Below are 17,749 nucleotides of genomic sequence, written 5' to 3' on the forward strand. Positions count from 1 at the left end.
TACATTAATATAAAAGGCACATTTAGATTTTAATTATTTCGAAAACAGGAAAAATCTAAATAATAATAAAAGATCGGAGGTGAAAGACCCGGTCTACAGTTTGAAATAACTGTAAAAAGTAAAAAATCGAAAGTAAAATGAGCAAAAAGAGAGTTTTAATCAGTGTTTCTGACAAAAGCGGATTAACTGAATTCGCGCAGTTTTTGGAAGCCCAAAATTATGAATTGATTTCTACAGGAGGGACGTTCAAACATTTGAAAGACGCTGGTTTAAATCCGATTCAGATTGATGAGGTTACCAATTTCCCGGAAATGTTGGATGGAAGAGTGAAAACATTACACCCGAAAGTTCACGGCGGATTGTTGGCGGTACGTTCCAACGAAGAACATATGAAAACCGTTCAGGAACACGGAATTGGACTGATTGACATGGTAATTGTGAATCTTTATCCTTTCTTCGAAAATGTAAACAAAAACATTTCTCTTCACGAAAAGGTAGAGTTCATTGACATCGGAGGTCCTTCAATGCTGCGTTCTGCTGCTAAAAACTTTGATTCTGTTACGGTAATTACCGATGTTGAAGATTATGCAACGATAAAGATCGAAATGGAGCAAAACGGTGACACCTACATCGAAACCCGTAAAAAACTGGCAGGAAAGGTGTTCAACCTTACTTCGGCTTATGACGCAGCAATTTCAAGAATGCTTTTGGATGAAGAATATCCAACCTATCTGAATGCTTCCTACAAAAAAGTTTCTGACCTGAGATACGGAGAAAACCCTCATCAGACAGCAGCTTACTACGTGTCTACTTTCGAAAATGGCGCGATGAAAGATTTCGAACAGTTAGGAGGTAAAGAATTGTCATTCAATAACCTTCGGGATATGGATCTTTGCTGGAAAGTGGTGACAGAATTCAAAGAAGAAATGGCTTGCTGTGCAGTAAAACACTCAACACCTTGCGGAGTGGCAATTGGTACATCAGCTCTGGAGACTTACCAGAAAACTTTTGAGTGTGATCCGGTATCTATATTTGGCGGAATTGTTGCAATGAACTACAAAATTGATGCAGCAACAGCAGAAGAATTAAATAAAACTTTCCTTGAAATTGTGATGGCTCCGGAGTTTGATAACGAAGCGCTTGAAATTCTAAGAAAGAAAAAAAACTTAAGAATCATCAAAATTATCAATCCTGTTTCAGACAAACAGACTTGGGTGAAAATTGACGGTGGAATCCTTGTTCAGGACAACGACAGCATTTTCTCAGACGAAATCAAAGTTGTCACAGAAACGCAGCCGACAGAAGAGCAGAAAAAGGCATTACTTTTCTCTCAGAGAGTGGTAAAATATGTAAAATCAAACGCCATTGTTGTTTCCAACGGAATTCAGGCTTTTGGAATCGGAGGAGGACAGGTAAACAGAATCTGGGCTACTCAGCAGGCGATTGAAAGAGCTAAAGAAAAATTCTCCGGAGAATTAGTATTGGCATCAGATGCATTTTTTCCTTTCCGTGATGTGGTAGACTTCTGCGCTCAGGAAGGTATTACAGCAATCATTCAGCCGGGAGGAAGTGTAAAAGATCAGGACAGCATTGATGCTGCTAATGAACACAAGATCCCGATGATGTTTACAGCCGTAAGACACTTTTTGCATTAAAATGAAATTAAAATAAATATTTAGGATTGTATTTATTGCATTCAAATTATATATTTGTAAAATAGACTAGTTAATAATATAAAATATGAGAATATTAATCATAGGTGAAGGCGGAAGAGAATCTGCTTTAGCAGCAAAACTTCAGAAAGATTCCAGAATTACAAAAATGTTTTTTGCAAACGGGAATGCGACTACTGATGCAATAGGGAAGAATGTACATTTATCCGACATTAAAGAATTGAGAGATTTTGCAATCAAGGAAAAAGTAGATTTAACGATTGTTGGTCCGGAAGCACCGCTTGTTGCTGGTTTGAAGGACGAATTTAAGAAACACGGACTTAAAGTTTTCGGACCCAACCAAAAAGTGGCGAGTCTGGAAGGCAGTAAGGCTTTTTCTAAGAAGTTTATGCAGACCTATGATATCAAAACAGCTAAAGCTGTGGTTTTTGATTCTTATCCTGAAGCTAAAGAATATGTACAGACTCAAAACTACCCATTGGTAGTAAAAGCAAGTGGTCTTGCAGGAGGAAAAGGTGTAGTAATCTGTGAAAATCGTGAAGAAGCAGAAGCGACGATTCACGATTTTATGATCAGAAGAATCTACGGCGATGCAGGAATCAGATTGGTGATCGAAGAATATCTTGAAGGCTTTGAAGCATCAATCATTGCATTTTCCAATGGTGAAAAATTATTTCCTTGTATCGCAGCGAAGGATTATAAAAAAGTCGGAAACGGAGATACAGGTGCAAACACTGGAGGAATGGGTGCAGTAGCTCCAAGTCCGGAATTTACACAAGAGCATTTTGCTGATTTTGAAAAGAATATTCTTGAACCAACATTAAAAGGTCTGAAAGCAGAAGGTTTCAGCTTTAAAGGAATTATTTTCTTCGGATTAATGGTTACCAAAAACGGAACGTATCTTCTTGAATATAACATGAGATTTGGAGATCCAGAAACTCAGGTTTTGATGGCATTAATGGAAAACAATCTTCTAGATGTTATTCAGGACTGTATGGAGGGAAAAGACATTCAGCTTAAATTTAAAGACGAAAAAGCAGTCTGCTTAGTTATGTGTTCCGGTGGTTATCCAAGAAATATGGAGCTTGGCTTTGAAATAAAAGGTGGAGATAAAATAAAACACAGCCAGCTTTTATATGCAGGAGCTATCAAAAAAGGAGACAAAGTGGTTTCTAATGGCGGTAGAGTATTAAATTTAGTGGCTACAGGTGCGACTTATGAAGATGCTCGTAAGAAGGTTTACGAAGATGCACTTCCTGTACATTTTGATTACAGCTTTTACAGAGAAGACATCGGAAAGTTTTAAAATAAATCACGAAAAAAGATTTGGAGAAATCCAGGTCTTTTTTTGTAAAGAATTTAATAGCAGTAAGCTTTAAGCTATAGGCGATAAGCTTTGAAATTTACAAATAGCCTACTGCTCACAGCCTATAGCCTCAAGCATTAATAAAATTTTAAAATGAACAACGGTATTATCATACTAGATTTCGGATCACAATATAATCAGCTTATCGGAAGAAGAATCCGTGAAATGGGCGTATATTCTGAAATTTTACCATTCAACACACCCTTAGAAACAATTTTAGAAAAGCAGCCAAAAGGAATTATTCTTTCCGGAGGACCTAGTTCTGTGAATGCAGAAAACGCCCATCTTGTTGAAAAAGAATTGTACGAACAGGGCATTCCAGTTTTGGGAATCTGCTACGGAATGCAGCTTACGGCTCATCTTTTAGGCGGTAAAGTTCATAAAGGCGTAAAAGGTGAATACGGAAAAGCTCACCTTGAAATTGTAAACGAATCATCTCTGTTGAAAGGAGTTACCAATAATTCTATAGTTTGGATGAGTCATTTTGACGAGGTCGGAATGCTGCCTCCAGGTTTTGAACTTAATGCACAATCCGGAGTAATTGCCTCTATTGCAAACGAAGAAAAGAAAATCTATTGTGTACAGTTTCATCCTGAAGTTTCTCATACGGAAGAAGGTGGAAAAATGCTTGAAAATTTCGTTTTCGGAATTTGTGATGCAGAAAAAAACTGGAAACTGACGAATTATATTGAAAAAACCGTTGCAGAAATCCGTGAAAGAGTAGGAGATCAAAAAGTAATTTTAGGTTTATCCGGCGGAGTAGATTCATCTGTTGCAGCAGTTCTCATTCACAAGGCAATCGGGGATCAGTTAACTTGTATTTTCGTTGATACAGGTTTGCTCAGAAAAGATGAAGACAAAAAAGTAATGGATAATTACGGCGAGCATTTCCACATGAATATCAAGCTGGTAGATGCCAAAGAAAGATTTTTGTCAAAGTTAGCCGGAGTAGATGATCCTGAAACCAAAAGAAAAATCATCGGAAATGAATTTATTCACGTTTTCGACGAAGAATCTCATAAAATTGAAGGCGCTAAATTTTTAGCACAAGGAACAATTTATCCGGACGTTATTGAAAGTCAGTCTGTAAACGGACCTTCTGCGGTAATTAAATCCCATCACAATGTGGGCGGTCTTCCGGAAGAAATGGAGTTTGAACTGCTTGAACCATTAAGAGAATTATTCAAGGATGAAGTAAGAAAAGTAGGGGAAGAATTGGGAATTCCTCATCATTTGGTGCACAGACATCCTTTTCCTGGTCCTGGTTTAGGAATCAGAGTATTGGGAGCTGTAGATGCAGAAAAAGTAAGAATTTTGCAGGAAGCTGATGATATTTTTATTGAAGAATTGTACAAAAACGATCTGTATGAAAAAGTTTCTCAGGCTTTCGTAGTACTTCTTCCGGTAAAATCCGTAGGAGTGATGGGTGATGAAAGAACGTATGAATACACAGCAGTCGTTCGTTCTGCAAATACCATCGACTTTATGACGGCAACCTGGAGCAGACTTCCTTATGAATTTTTAGATACTGTTTCGAGCAGAATCATCAACGAAGTAAGAGGAATCAATAGAGTAGCCTACGATATTTCCAGCAAACCACCTGCAACTATTGAGTGGGAATAGTTTTGCTCTGAATTAAAATAATAATCCTGTCTTTACTAGACGGGATTTTTTGTTTTTAGTATTTTTGTCGGTTAAACCTAAAACTTTATATGAAAAATATTTTAATTGCAGTTATCTTACTAATTTTCTCCGGATGTAGCAAAAATTCTGAGATCAATGAGGTGGTAGCTGAGAAGAAAATAATTGCTGAGATAGATAAATTTATTGAAGATTCTAATGCAAAGAAGAAAGTAAAGTTTATCATTGTATCGGGATTTGAAAATTCTGAAAAAGAACAGGTTGATTTGTTATTCACCAATCAAAAGCCGGTCATTATTAATGAAAACTCACCCAGAGTAAATGACGAAATTAAGAGTCAGAAATATGGTTATTTCAAGTATAAAGATTACGAATTTCTGGTTTCTCAGAAGCTTAAAAACATTTTTAAATTGCAATATGAAGATTTCGATCATATGAAAGAACACTTTACTGTAAAAGAACACGCTTTCACAAAAGAAGAAGCTATGAAAGAAAAATGGAGAACTATGTACACAAGGTATAATACAGCAAAAGATTCTGTTGAATTCAGCAATATTTCTGAATTATCACTGTTAGATTATTCCAAATAAAATAATTATAATTTTTTTTAAAACACAATTTAATGAAAATTGAGAATTTTTTAAATAAAAGAAAATACGAATTGCTTTTAGCTGCACTTATTCAGCATCTTTTTATTGGCATTATTGTAAAAGACACTACTTTTTATACCGAAGTTCTTTGGCCTGTGAATATGCTCATTTTAGGTTTGGCAAGTATTGGAGTTTTCATTGAAAAAGGAAGACTTAAAAATATGACTAAAAATTTTTTAACGATTTTGGTTATTGTTTTGCCCATTATACTGTCATTTTTTAAAGGTGTTCCTGAATTCATGTTTTTTCTTAACATCAGCTATGTCGTATTTTATTTTTTTATTTTTCTTGAGGTTTTCAAATTTTTGGTAAAACCAAGCTATATCAACACAGATATTATTTCCGCTTCAGCGTGCGGATTATTATTGCTGTTAGAAGCTTTTGTCTTCATGTTTCAGATTTATGCATATTCAGATACTCACTCTTTTAAAGGATTAAATTATTCTAGTCCTGCGCATACATTTATGGATCTGGTATATTTTTGCTCCGTTACCCTAACTACCATTGGTTACGGTGATATTACTCCCAATTCGTATCAAACCAAACTCATTACTTCACTTATTGGCATTGTCGGACAGTTTTATTCTGTTGTTTTAGTGGGAATTATTATCAGTAAATTCTCGAACTATACCAATAATGAATGATCTGAAGCATTGATAAATAAAAACCCGCTTCAAATTTTAAAGCGGGTTTATTTTCAGATAATCCGTGTGTTTAATAATGTCCTTTCGCAATATAATGTGCTGCAACCTTTTCAGTCAGAGCAACCACATTAGGATTATTGGTGTATTTTGTAAATCTTCTTAATCCTGAAAGCATCATTCTCTGCTCATCACCTTCTGCAAAAGAAACAATTCCTTCTTTAGCTGCAACGATGATTTTTTCAACAGCTTTGTAAAGATTCAACTGAGCCATCGCCGCTTCCACAGAATCTGCCGAGAAATGTTTTTCCGCTCTTAAAACTGCTGACTCTGCCATATAAATCTGGTTAAGGATTTCTGAAGCGTTTAACAGTAAATGCTGCTGTTTTTCAATATCCATCATATATTTCTGAAGAGCAGCTCCGGAAACCATTAAAAATACCTTCTTAAGATTAGCTATAATCGCTTTTTCTTCACTCATAAACGCTGAATAATCAGGAACTTCAAATGAAGGAATTCCCAGCAGTTCTTTGCTGATTGCCATTGCCGGAGATAATAAATCTAATTCTCCTTTCATTGCCTTCTTAATCAACATTCCTACGGCTAAAAGACGGTTGATTTCATTGGTTCCTTCATAGATTCTGGCAATTCTGGAGTCTCTCCATGCAGCTTCTATAGGCGCATCTTCTGAGAATCCCATTCCGCCGTAGATCTGTATTCCTTCATCAGCGGTATGCTGTGTAAGATCAGATACAAAAACTTTAAGAATTGATGCCTCTACTGCAAATTCTTCAACTCCTTTCAACTCAGCTTGCTGGTGATTCATTCCGCCTTCAACCAATTCCGTAATCTTATTCTCTATATCTTTTGCCGCTCTATACGATCCGGCTTCGGAAACAAAAATTCCGGTTGCCATTTCAGCCAGTTTTTTTCTGATAGCTCCGAATGTGTTGATAGATACACCAAACTGTTTTCTTTCTCCTGAATATTGAATTGAATGATTTAAAATCCTTCTTTGTCCGTCAAGATTGGCAGCAGCTAATTTAATTCTTCCTACATTCAGTGCATTCAAGGCTATTTTAAATCCGTTGTTTCTTTCGCCTAAAAGATTTTCTACCGGAACTTTCATATCGTTAAAAAACACCTGTCTTGTAGAAGATGAACGGATTCCGAGTTTATGCTCTTCTTCACCAAAAGAAATTCCTTCCGTTTTTGATCTTTCTACAATAAACCCTGTAATGTTTTTATCATTATCAATTCTTGCAAAAACAATGAAAATCTCCGCAAAACCCGCATTTGAAATCCACATTTTTTGTCCGTTGATAATGTAATGCTTTCCGTCTTCCGACAATCTGGCTTTTGTTTTCCCTGAATTTGCATCAGATCCGGCATCCGGTTCTGTTAAACAATATGCTCCGAATTTTGTACCTGTTGCCAAATCCGGAAGATATTTTTGTTTTTGTTCTTCAGTCCCGTAAAGCAGGATAGGAAGTGTGCCAATTCCGGTATGCGCCCCATAAGCAGTTGCTAATGAACCATTTGCCCCTGAACAATAATCACAGGCAAGCATTGTCGTTACAAAACCCATTCCCAGACCACCGTAATTTTCAGGAACTGCAATGCCGAGAAGACCCAACTCACCCAACTGACGCATCTTTTCTTCCGTTAAAGCATAATCTTTTTTCTCAAAACGTTCGTTGTGAGGGATTACTTCTCTGTCGATAAACTCTTTTGCAGAATCGCGAAGCATTTTTTGTTCTTCACTAAGTTCTTCAAGACTGAAAATGTCGTTTGCAGGAATTTCTTTGATGAGGAATTCTCCTCCTTTTACTATATTGCTCATTGTTGTTTATTTTTTTTTTAGATGAAAGAATAAAGAGAAAAGAAAAAAGACTTACAACATTAAGTTTTTTTGAAAGCCAGAAATCATTCTCTGTAATTCTGTTATTTTATTTTCTATAATTTCGAGTTTATTGATCTCAAAATAATTTCTGTTATAGGAGATTATAATTTGAGTTTGTAATTCATAAAGAGAACCAAGACTGATTTCCAAAAAACGATTAAAATCTTTATTGGAACTTCTACTTGAGCCTTCCACAATATTTGACGCAACAGAAACGGAACATCTTCTAAGTTGAGACTTCAATCCAAACTCTTCGTTTTTTGGAAAAGCATCTGTAAGAACATACGTGTCGTTTGCTATTTCAATAGCTAACTTCCATATATTTAAATTCTTAAAATTATGCTTCATTAAGTCTTTTCTCTTTATTCTTTTCTCTTTTTGTCTATAACAACTCAAAAATACTCGCTGCTCCCTGTCCTGTTCCTACACACATAGAAACCATTCCGTATTTGTTGCCACGTTTTCTCATTTCGTCAAGAAGCTGAACGGTTAATTTTGTTCCGGTGCATCCAAGTGGATGACCCAGAGCGATTGCACCTCCGTTCACATTTAGAATGTCAGGATTTAAATCTAACTCTTTTTTAATCGCAACCGATTGTGAAGCGAAAGCTTCGTTTAATTCAATTAATTCAATATCTTTCAATTCTAAACCTGCCTGCTTTAAGGCTTTTGGAATTGCATAAATTGGTCCCATTCCCATAATTCTCGGCTCAAGACCTGCTGCTGCGTAAGCTACTAATCTTGCTTCCGGCTCAAGACCTAATTCTTTCACCATTTCTTCGCTCATAACCATTACGAAAGCGGCTCCGTCGCTCATTTGGGATGAGTTTCCGGCGGTTACACTTCCTCCGTTGGCGAAAACTGGTCTTAATTTAGCTAGACCTTCAAGTGACGTATCTACTCTTGGACCTTCGTCCATTGAAAAATCAAACTTTTTAGTCTGTATTTTCTGGTTTTCATCCAGAAAATTATATTCAACAGGAATCGGAACAATCTGATCAGTAAACCGACCTTCCTGATTCGCTTTCAAAGCTTTACTATGAGATTCAAATGCAAACTGATCCTGTTCTTCTCTTGTAATTTTATATTGCTTGGCTACTTCTTCCGCAGTGTAACCCATTCCCCAGTAATAATCAGGATTTGTTTTGGCAATATCTGTTTCTGGAACAGGCTTGTAACCACCCATGGGAATATAAGACATAGATTCTGTACCTCCTGCGATAATGCAGTCTGCCATTCCTGCCTGAATTTTTGCAGAAGCAATTGCAATCGCCTCACTTCCGGAAGCACAGTATCTGTTTACCGTAACTCCCGGAACTTTATCGGTTTGTAATCCCATTAAAGAAATTAAACGCGCTACATTTAAACCTTGTTCAGCTTCTGGCATTGCATTTCCGACGATTAAATCATCGATTCTGTCTTTGTCTAATTGTGGAACGGCTGCCATTAATTTTTCAATTACTGTTGCTGCCATTACGTCGGGTCTTGTGAATCTTAAACTTCCTTTTGGCGCTTTTCCAACGGCAGTTCTGAAACCTTTTACTATATATGCTGTTTTCATATTTTATTTAATTAAATTTTTTGAGAATTTTTTGCCTCGTAGAGGTAAACTGTTCATAGCTTTTGTTTTGAAAATTACAGAGCTCCGTAGGAGCGACCTGTTAATCTTTAATCCATTCAAATACATATTCCGGATTATATTCAATTTCAAATTTTTCCATAAAATCCAAATATTCTTCTTTAAATGTTTTCTTTTTATGATGTTCTTCCTGATTTAAAATATATTTAATAACAGAACCTACACTGCTTTTAGAATAGGAAAAAGCTCCATATCCTTCCTGCCAATTGAATTTTCCATTTGTCCATCCTTTTTCATTAATGAATTTTGATGAACCTGCTTTAATATCTCTTACTAAATCCGAAATTGTAACTGTCGGACTAATACTTACAAGAATGTGTACATGATCCGGCATTGCAAAAACAGCTAATAATTTTTGATTTCTGTTGGAAACAATACCTGTAATCAATTTATGTAATTCTTCTCTGTTTTCTTTTGAAATCAGATTTTGTCTTCCTTTAACAGCGAAAACAATTTGAATATAAATTTGAGTGTATGTATTTGCCATAAAACTAACAGGTCGCCTCTACGAGGCTCAATGTCTTTCTAAAATTATTCTGCTATTATCAGTTCGCTCCTACGGAGCTCCCTATTAATTTCTCAACGGTTTACCATTCTGTAACATATACTGAATTCTCTCCAGTGTTTTTCTTTCACCGCAAAGCTGTAAGAATGTTTCTCTTTCGAGATTCAATAGATATTGTTCTGTGACAACAGTTGGTTCAGAAAGATTTCCACCCACCATTACGTTGGCTAATTTGTCCGCAATTTTCTTATCGTGTTCAGAAATATAATTTCCGGTCAACATCTGGTCGGTTCCTACGTAGAACATTCCCAATGCATCTTTACCCAGAACTTTTACTTTTTGTTCGATAGGTTGGGTGTAGCCGTGTTCTGCTAAACTTTTGGCAAGCATTTTTGCAGTTTTGATCTGGGTTCTTTTATCTACTGAAACAATATCTTTTCCATGTTCCAAAATTCCCATATCGTAGGCTTCGTAAGCTGAAGTTGCTACTTTACCCATGGCGATATTCATAAAAGCCTCACGAAGTCTGTTGTTTTTAACGTCGTCACTGTGGAATTCTCTTGATGTTCTTAACGTTAATTCCTTGGTTCCTCCACCACCTGGAATAACCCCAACTCCGGTTTCTACCAATCCGATGTATGTTTCTGCTGCAGCAACCACTCTGTCTGCGTGCATGGTCATTTCGCAACCACCACCTAATGTCATTCCGTGAGGAGCAACCACTACAGGAATAGAAGAGTAGCGAACTCTCATCATAGATTTCTGGAAGTAAGCAATCGCCATATTCAGATCATCCCAATCCTGTTCGATTGCCATCATTAAAATCATTGCCAAATTGGCTCCAACAGAGAAATTCGTGCCCTGATTTCCGACAACCAATCCGTCATATTCTTTTTCAGCTAAATCAATTGCTCGGTTTAACCCATCCAGAACTTCACCTCCCAAAGAATTCATTTTAGAACGAATCTCAAAATTGATGATTCCGTCACCTAAATCTTCAATCGCCGCTCCCGAATTACTCCAAAGCGTTTTGTTTTTTCTGATATTATCCAGAATAATGAATGAATCCTGTCCCGGAATAGTGTTATAAGCTCCTGAGTTTTTATCCACATAAATACTTTGACCTTCTTCATTAACTTTATAGAAAGTCTCTACATTTTTTACCCAGTCTGAAACTTCGTAACCTGCTTCTTTCGCCAGTTCAATACCTTTTTTAACGCCAACTGCATCCCAGATCTCATACGGACCGTTTTCCCAACCGAAACCAGCTCTCATTGCATCGTCGATTTTATACACTTCATCGGAAATCTCTGGAATTTTATGCGAAACATAAGCGAATAATGCTCCTAATGATTTTCTGTATAGTTCTCCTGCTTTATCTTTTCCACCGATTAAAACTTTAAATCTGTCAATCGGCTTATCAATATTTTTCGTTAATTCTAAAGTTGGGAAAGAAGATTTTCCCTGAAGCTCATATTCTAAAGTATCCAGATTTAATCCGTGAATTTCAGATTTTCCTTCTGCATTTTTTACTTTTTTATAGAAACCCTGCTGTGTTTTTGAACCTAACCATTTGTTATCAACCATTTTCTGGATGTAATCGGGCAGGGCGAAGACATTATTGAAATCATTGGCTTCTGCACCGCTTTGACGGACACCATTTGCTACCATTACTAAGGTATCAAGACCTACAACGTCTGCTGTTCTGAATGTCGCAGATTTTGGACGACCAATAACCGGTCCTGTTAATTTATCTACTTCAGAAACGGTTAAACCCAACTTCTGAACATTGTGAAGGAGATCCATCATCGAGAAAACTCCAATTCTGTTGGCAATGAACGCAGGAGTATCTTTTGCTAAAACGGTTGTTTTTCCTAAGAATTTTGCTCCGTAGTTCATGTAGAAATCAATAACTTCAGGAGCGGTATCGTTTGTAGGAATAATTTCTAAAAGAGGAAGATATCTTACCGGATTAAAAAAGTGTGTTCCTGCAAAATAATGTTTGAAATCATCACTTCTTCCTTCTGTTAATAAATGAATAGGAATTCCTGAAGTGTTGGAAGAAATCAGCGTTCCCGGTTTTCTGAACTGCTCAATTTTCTCATAAACAGACTTTTTGATGTCCAGTCTTTCAACAACAACTTCAATAATCCAGTCTGTATTTTTTATTTTCGGTAAATCATCATCAAAGTTTCCAACCTTTATTCTGTCTGCAAATTTTGGAGAATAGAGTAGTGCAGGACTTGCTTTCTTCAGTTTCTCAAAGTTTTCTGAAGCGATTCTGTTTCTCACCGCTTTGTCATCTTTGGTCAAACCTTTTTTCTGTTCTGTTTCAGAAAGTTCAAAAGGAACGATATCCAACAGCGTAACTTCTACGCCAATATTGGCGAAATGCGCTGCAATACCGCTTCCCATAATTCCTGAACCAAGAACCGTAACGTGTTTGATTCGTCTTTTCATATGTAGATATTTTTTGTTTTTAATGGTAATATATTAATACCCGGATTCCTCAAATAATATGGATGTTTATTTTTTATTATTAAGGTCATGAGAAATTTTCATAATTTCTGTCATTACATCCTTGAATATTTCCAGTTTTTCCGGTGAAATTTTCTCCATCACTTTTTTATTGAAATTAACGACTACTTCTTTTGAAAGGTTTCTGGAGTTAAGTCCTTTCTCCGTAAGTTTTATAATAACTTCGCGCTTATCTGCTGTAGTTTTTTCTTTGTAGATATAACCGTTATCTTCCAAAAGTTTGATAATTCTGGTAAGCGAAGTCGGCTCAATTGCCATTTTTGGACCCAGATTGGTGCTTCTTGTACCTTCTTTAGGATCAATTTTCAATAATGTGAGTGCTTGTACTGCGGTAGAATCATATTCCTGCGCCAAATCTGAGTACATTTTCTGTACCGAAATCCACGTTTGTTTCAGAATAAGATCAATGTTTTCTATTTTTTCTTTATTTGGTTCCATACTTTTTGTGTCATGGTTTACCCAAATTTAGCAAATATTATGCATGCATAATATTTATTTTCGTTAAAATTTGTTAACTCATTGGAAATTAATAGCTTAATTTATATGAAAAGCATAATACTATGCATGCATAGTATATGAAAGTAATAAAGAATTTACTGTATTAATGAATGGTTCTTATAAAATTAATGATTTCTTCAAAAGATTCACATTCACGCTTTCCGCTTTCGTGTGTTATAACCCATTTTTGATCATTCCATTCAAAAAATATATTGGAAAGATTTTTTTCAAAGTTTTTTTGAAGCAAAGAGAACAGCATTTCTTTATAAACATCTGGTGCAACGATGTGCGGAGCAACAAACTGCTCGTTTATTGTAAAAAGTGAGGCATTGGTAAGTTCTTCATGTTGAAGCAGAACATCTTCAACTATTCCTGAATAGAGATTTTGATCTTTCAGGTACCATATTTTATCGGCAAATTCTTTTGCCAATCGCCAGTCATGAGACGAAAAAAGAATAAGTTTATTTTGCTTTTTTGCAAGTTTTCTGAGTGTTTGAAGGATGATAACTTTATTTTTTTCATCCAGATGTGTTGTGGGTTCATCCAGAATGATAATTGGGGAATTCTGCGTAATTGCTCTTCCTATAAAAGCTTTCTGAAGATTTCCGTCTGAAAGATTTTTAAGCAGTATATTTTTATATTGAACGATGCCCAATTCTTCAATAATGTGGGAAACTTCTTCTCTGTCTTTTTGATTCAATTCAAAATAAAAAGGATAATAAATGTATTTTCCTAACGAAATAAGATCCTCTACAGTGTAATTCTGAGGAATAACCGACTTGGAAAAAACAACGGCAATCTGCTCGGCAATTTCTTTTACCGAAAGAATTTTGATATTTCTTCCGCTAATAAAAATTTCACCGTTCAAAAGCGGAATCTGATGTAGAATAGATTTAATTAAAGTAGTTTTCCCGACACCGTTATTTCCAATCAAAAGACAGACTTCCCCCAGATTCAAACTGGCATTCGCTTCTGAGATTAATTTTTTATTGTAGCCAATATCTGCTTGTTTGATTTGAAGATGCATGGGATTGTTAAAAAATAACTTATTGATTTAAATATACAAAAATTATAAGCTCAGAATAATTCCGTTTTCCTTTAACTGCTGAATCGGTTTTGAGAACCAGAATAGCTCAAAGTTTTCAAACTCCTCTTCAAATCTTTCTTTCATTTGCTTCAAAGTCATTTTATGGCTGTTTTCTAAAGAATTGTTTTCTATAATTCTGATTAGCCAGCTTGCCTTTTCCTGTTCAATATCTATGGTGACAATATTGGTTTTTAAATGAAAAGTAACTCTAGAATAAGACCAGGAGTTTTGCTTTTTTGTTTTAGTATAATTTTCAACAACCATATTTTTAGCTAAAAATATAATTTTTGAATCAGGCTTAAAAACAAAGGAGTCTTCTTCTAAAAGACAGTCGTGGATATAATCCGGATGAACTGTAGATTTAGGTATTTTAAAATCAAACCATTCCTGTAATGGAATTTCAAAATTAATTCCGTGCATATAGTTAAAAAGCGATTTTTTTAAACCAAAACTGAATTTACTGTGATCAATCCCTGTTTTATCTTTAAAATCAATATCATTATTGGCAAATTTAATCTCCTGTTGTATCGGAGTTACTCCAAATTCTTCCGGATTCTTTCCTACAGGTGAATGTGCAGTCATTGCAAACTGATGCCAAAAACCACTTTGCAAAATTCCCATTTCAAAAAGCTGACGAACCATTTCTAATGAATCTACAGTTTCCTGCACGGTCTGAGTAGGATAACCGTACATAAGATAAGCATGAACCATGATTCCGGCTTCTGTAAAATTTCTTGTAACTTTTGCGACCTGATTTACAGAAACTCCTTTGTCAATTAACTTTAAAAGTCTGTCACTTGCCACCTCCAGTCCACCGGAAACAGCAACGCATCCTGACATTTTAAGTAAAAAGCATAAATCCTGTGTAAAACTCTTTTCAAACCGAATATTTGTCCACCAGGTTACTACAAGTTTTCTGCGTAAAATTTCCAGTGCAACTTCCCGCATCAAAGCAGGAGGCGCAGCTTCATCTACAAAATGAAAGCCTGTTTCTCCGGTCTGAAGAATTAGTTCTTCCATTCTGTCGACCAGAATTTTAGCAGAAATAGGCTCGTAAATCTTAATATAATCTAATGATATATCGCAAAATGTACACTTCCCCCAATAGCAACCGTGTGCCATTGTCAATTTATTCCATCTTCCGTCGCTCCATAAACTGTGCATCGGATTGGCAATTTCGATCACAGAAATATACTGATCTAGCTGTAAATCTGTATAATCAAGAGTTCCAATTTCAGATTGTCTATAATCTTGTCTTTCAGTATTATTTTTGTAAACAACTTTTTGATTTTCAAAGAGGAATGTTCGTTTGAACTGAGACTCCTGAATTTTTTCCGGATTACAAATGTTTTCATAAAGCAACTCAATTGGCAGTTCTCCATCATCTAACGTGATGAAATCAAAAAACTCAAAAACTCTTTCATCTTTCAGATCTCTGAGTTCTGTGTTTGGAAAACCGCCTCCCATTGCTGTTTTAATATGAGGATAGTTTTCTTTGATAAATTTTGCAGAACGAAAAGCAGAATATAAATTCCCGGGAAAAGGAACTGAAAAACAAATGAGCTTTGGCTTAACAGATTCAATCTTTTGCTGGAGAATTTCCAAAGTAAAAGTATCTGTGAAAGTAAAATCCTGATGTAATTTAGAATACAATTCATCAAACGAATTAGCTGATTTTCCCAATCTTTCTGCATATCTGCTGAAACCAAAATCGGCATCTGTATTTTCTACAATATAATCAGAAATATCTTCCAGATAAAGTGTTGCCAAATGCTTTGCTTTATCCTGTAAACCCATATTCCCAAAAGCGAATTCCATATCATCAAGCTGATTGAAACGGGAAGCTTCGGGAAGGAAATTCATAGAACAGATCTGTCTTGCTAAAGTAGGATTTTTTCCCTGCAGAAAAAGAATAACCTGATCAATGGTTTTAATATATTCGTCTCTTAAAGTAAAAATTCTTTGTGAGTTTTCGGATATATTATTCTGTTCCGGACTTTTCGCAAAAATTTTCTGAAATCCGTCTTTTGAAAATAGTTTTAATATTACTTCAATTCCCAAATCAACCTGATAGCTTGAAATACCTTTAGTATTCAAAAAACCTTTGATATAAGCAGTTGCAGGATAGGGTGTATTGAGTTGCGTAAAGGGCGGCGTAATAAGAAGAATATCTTTCAAAAGAAAAGCTTTATTGATGTTTTTTTAAATTCGTACAATTAATGATGGAAAAAAACCTCAGAAATTTCTGAGGTTTTGTATTTTAACTTAAATTTCTTTGAAACTTAAACCCTGCTCAGCAAGCAGTTTCTGCTCCTGATCTTTATAGAATCCGCTTGTAAGCTTATCATGTATTGCTTCAAACGCAGCCAGTGTTTCATTAATCTCTGCATCGGTATGAGAAGCAGTAGGAATTAATCTTAATAAGATCATTCCTTTTGGAATAACCGGATAAACCACTACTGAGGTGAAGATTCCGAAGTTTTCTCTTAAATCTTTTACCAACAGAGTTGCTTCTACAGGAGTTCCCTGCATCATAACAGGTGTTACACATGTATTGGTATCACCAATATTGAATCCTCTATCTAAAAGACCTTTTTGAAGTTTATGAGTGTTTTCCCAAAGTTTAGCTTTAATTTCCGGCTTTGTTCTTAATAATTCAAGTCTCTTTAAACCACCGATTACCATTGGCATCGTTAAAGATTTTGCAAAAATCTGAGATCTAAGGTTAAATTTTAAGTATCTGATGATTTCTTTGTCTCCGGCAATAAAAGCTCCGAAACCAGCCATAGATTTTGCAAAAGTTGAAAAATAAACATCAATTTTATCCTGACATCCTTGTTCTTCTCCGGCTCCGGCTCCTGTTTCACCAAGAGTACCAAATCCATGGGCGTCGTCTACCAAAAGTCTGAACTGATATTTAGATTTCAGCTCACAGATTTCTTTTAGTTTACCTTGCTGTCCTCTCATTCCAAAAACGCCTTCAGTAATTACCAAAATTCCGCCGCCTGTTTCTTCAGCCACCTTTGTTGCTCTCTGAAGGTTTTTTTCAAGGCTTTCAATATCATTGTGTCTGTAAGTAAATCTTTTACCGGAATGAAGTCTTACCCCGTCAACAATACAAGCATGAGAATCTACGTCGTAAACTATTACATCATTTCTTCCAACCAAAGCATCAATGGTAGAAACCATTCCCTGATAACCGAAGTTTAACAAATATGCTGATTCTTTCTGAACAAATTCTGCCAATTCTCTTTCGAGCTGCAAATGCTGATGCGTTTCTCCCGACATTGCTCTTGCTCCCATCGGATAGTACATTCCGAATTCTGCTGCAGCTTTTGCATCTGCTTCCAAAACTTCAGGGTGATTACACATTCCTAAATAGTCGTTGGCGCTCCAAAAAATGACTTCTCTCCCCTGAAACTGCATTCTCGGACCAATAGGTCCTTCAAGTTTAGGAAAAATAAAATATCCTTCACCATAATCTGCAAACTGCCCCAACGGACCAGGGTTCTGCTTTATTCTTTCAAAAATATCTAACATTATGTTGTAGTTTTTAAGTAAAAAAGCCTTTTGTGAATTACAAAAAAGGCTTACTTTTTATCAGTTTA

General features: G+C 35.7%; 14 protein-coding genes. 5 read left to right on the forward strand and 9 right to left on the reverse strand.

Going from position 1 to position 17,749, the window contains the following annotated elements:
* Positions 1 to 137: 137 nt before the first annotated feature.
* The 5 genes from purH (at position 138) to AC0NBN_RS14145 (ending at position 5,974) form a co-directional block, all read left to right on the forward strand.
* The gene (purH, locus tag AC0NBN_RS14125) at positions 138 to 1,655 is read left to right on the forward strand and encodes a bifunctional phosphoribosylaminoimidazolecarboxamide formyltransferase/IMP cyclohydrolase (protein ID WP_160812283.1); all 1,518 of its coding nucleotides are present in this window, start codon (positions 138 to 140) and stop codon (positions 1,653 to 1,655) included.
* Between the two features lie 85 nt (positions 1,656 to 1,740).
* Positions 1,741 to 2,979: a phosphoribosylamine--glycine ligase gene (purD, locus tag AC0NBN_RS14130; protein WP_160812284.1), complete on the forward strand. Its 1,239-nt coding sequence runs from the start codon at positions 1,741 to 1,743 to the stop codon at positions 2,977 to 2,979.
* A 153-nt stretch (positions 2,980 to 3,132) separates the two neighbouring features.
* Entirely contained in the window at positions 3,133 to 4,662 is a 1,530-nt protein-coding gene (gene guaA / locus AC0NBN_RS14135; protein ID WP_160812285.1) for a glutamine-hydrolyzing GMP synthase, read from the forward strand.
* Positions 4,663 to 4,751: 89 nt separating this feature from the next.
* Positions 4,752 to 5,270: a hypothetical protein gene (locus tag AC0NBN_RS14140; RefSeq protein ID WP_160812286.1), complete on the forward strand. Its 519-nt coding sequence runs from the start codon at positions 4,752 to 4,754 to the stop codon at positions 5,268 to 5,270.
* A gap of 32 nt (positions 5,271 to 5,302) precedes the next feature.
* The gene (locus tag AC0NBN_RS14145; RefSeq protein ID WP_160812287.1) at positions 5,303 to 5,974 is read left to right on the forward strand and encodes a potassium channel family protein; all 672 of its coding nucleotides are present in this window, start codon (positions 5,303 to 5,305) and stop codon (positions 5,972 to 5,974) included.
* Positions 5,975 to 6,044: 70 nt separating this feature from the next.
* On the opposite strand, the gene AC0NBN_RS14150 is transcribed toward AC0NBN_RS14145, so the two are convergent.
* The 9 genes from AC0NBN_RS14150 to AC0NBN_RS14190 form a co-directional block, all read right to left on the reverse strand.
* Positions 6,045 to 7,814 carry an acyl-CoA dehydrogenase family protein gene (locus AC0NBN_RS14150; protein WP_160812288.1) on the reverse strand — a complete coding sequence of 590 codons (1,770 nt, stop codon included), beginning with the start codon at positions 7,812 to 7,814 and terminating at the stop codon, positions 6,045 to 6,047.
* A gap of 51 nt (positions 7,815 to 7,865) precedes the next feature.
* Entirely contained in the window at positions 7,866 to 8,222 is a 357-nt protein-coding gene (locus AC0NBN_RS14155; protein ID WP_160812289.1) for a four helix bundle protein, read from the reverse strand.
* Between the two features lie 34 nt (positions 8,223 to 8,256).
* Entirely contained in the window at positions 8,257 to 9,435 is a 1,179-nt protein-coding gene (locus AC0NBN_RS14160) for an acetyl-CoA C-acyltransferase (RefSeq protein WP_160812290.1), read from the reverse strand.
* 100 nt (positions 9,436 to 9,535) lie between these two features.
* The gene (gene tnpA / locus AC0NBN_RS14165) at positions 9,536 to 10,000 is read right to left on the reverse strand and encodes an IS200/IS605 family transposase (RefSeq protein ID WP_160812291.1); all 465 of its coding nucleotides are present in this window, start codon (positions 9,998 to 10,000) and stop codon (positions 9,536 to 9,538) included.
* Positions 10,001 to 10,084: 84 nt separating this feature from the next.
* A complete protein-coding gene (locus AC0NBN_RS14170) occupies positions 10,085 to 12,478 on the reverse strand; it encodes a 3-hydroxyacyl-CoA dehydrogenase/enoyl-CoA hydratase family protein (protein WP_160812292.1) in 2,394 nt (797 codons plus the stop codon).
* A 66-nt stretch (positions 12,479 to 12,544) separates the two neighbouring features.
* On the reverse strand, positions 12,545 to 12,994 hold the full coding sequence (locus tag AC0NBN_RS14175; RefSeq protein ID WP_160812293.1) for a MarR family transcriptional regulator: 450 nt from the start codon (positions 12,992 to 12,994) through the stop codon (positions 12,545 to 12,547).
* 163 nt (positions 12,995 to 13,157) lie between these two features.
* Positions 13,158 to 14,081, reverse strand: a complete 924-nt coding sequence (locus AC0NBN_RS14180) for an ABC transporter ATP-binding protein (protein WP_160812294.1) — start codon at positions 14,079 to 14,081, stop codon at positions 13,158 to 13,160.
* 42 nt (positions 14,082 to 14,123) lie between these two features.
* Complete coding sequence (locus AC0NBN_RS14185; protein WP_160812295.1) at positions 14,124 to 16,319, reverse strand: radical SAM protein; 2,196 nt, start codon at positions 16,317 to 16,319, stop codon at positions 14,124 to 14,126.
* A gap of 87 nt (positions 16,320 to 16,406) precedes the next feature.
* Positions 16,407 to 17,681 (reverse strand): aminotransferase class I/II-fold pyridoxal phosphate-dependent enzyme, encoded by a 1,275-nt coding sequence (locus AC0NBN_RS14190; protein ID WP_160812296.1) that lies wholly within the window; start codon positions 17,679 to 17,681, stop codon positions 16,407 to 16,409.
* Positions 17,682 to 17,749 lie beyond the last annotated feature (68 nt).

Source organism: Chryseobacterium sp. L12 (genome assembly GCF_056133985.1).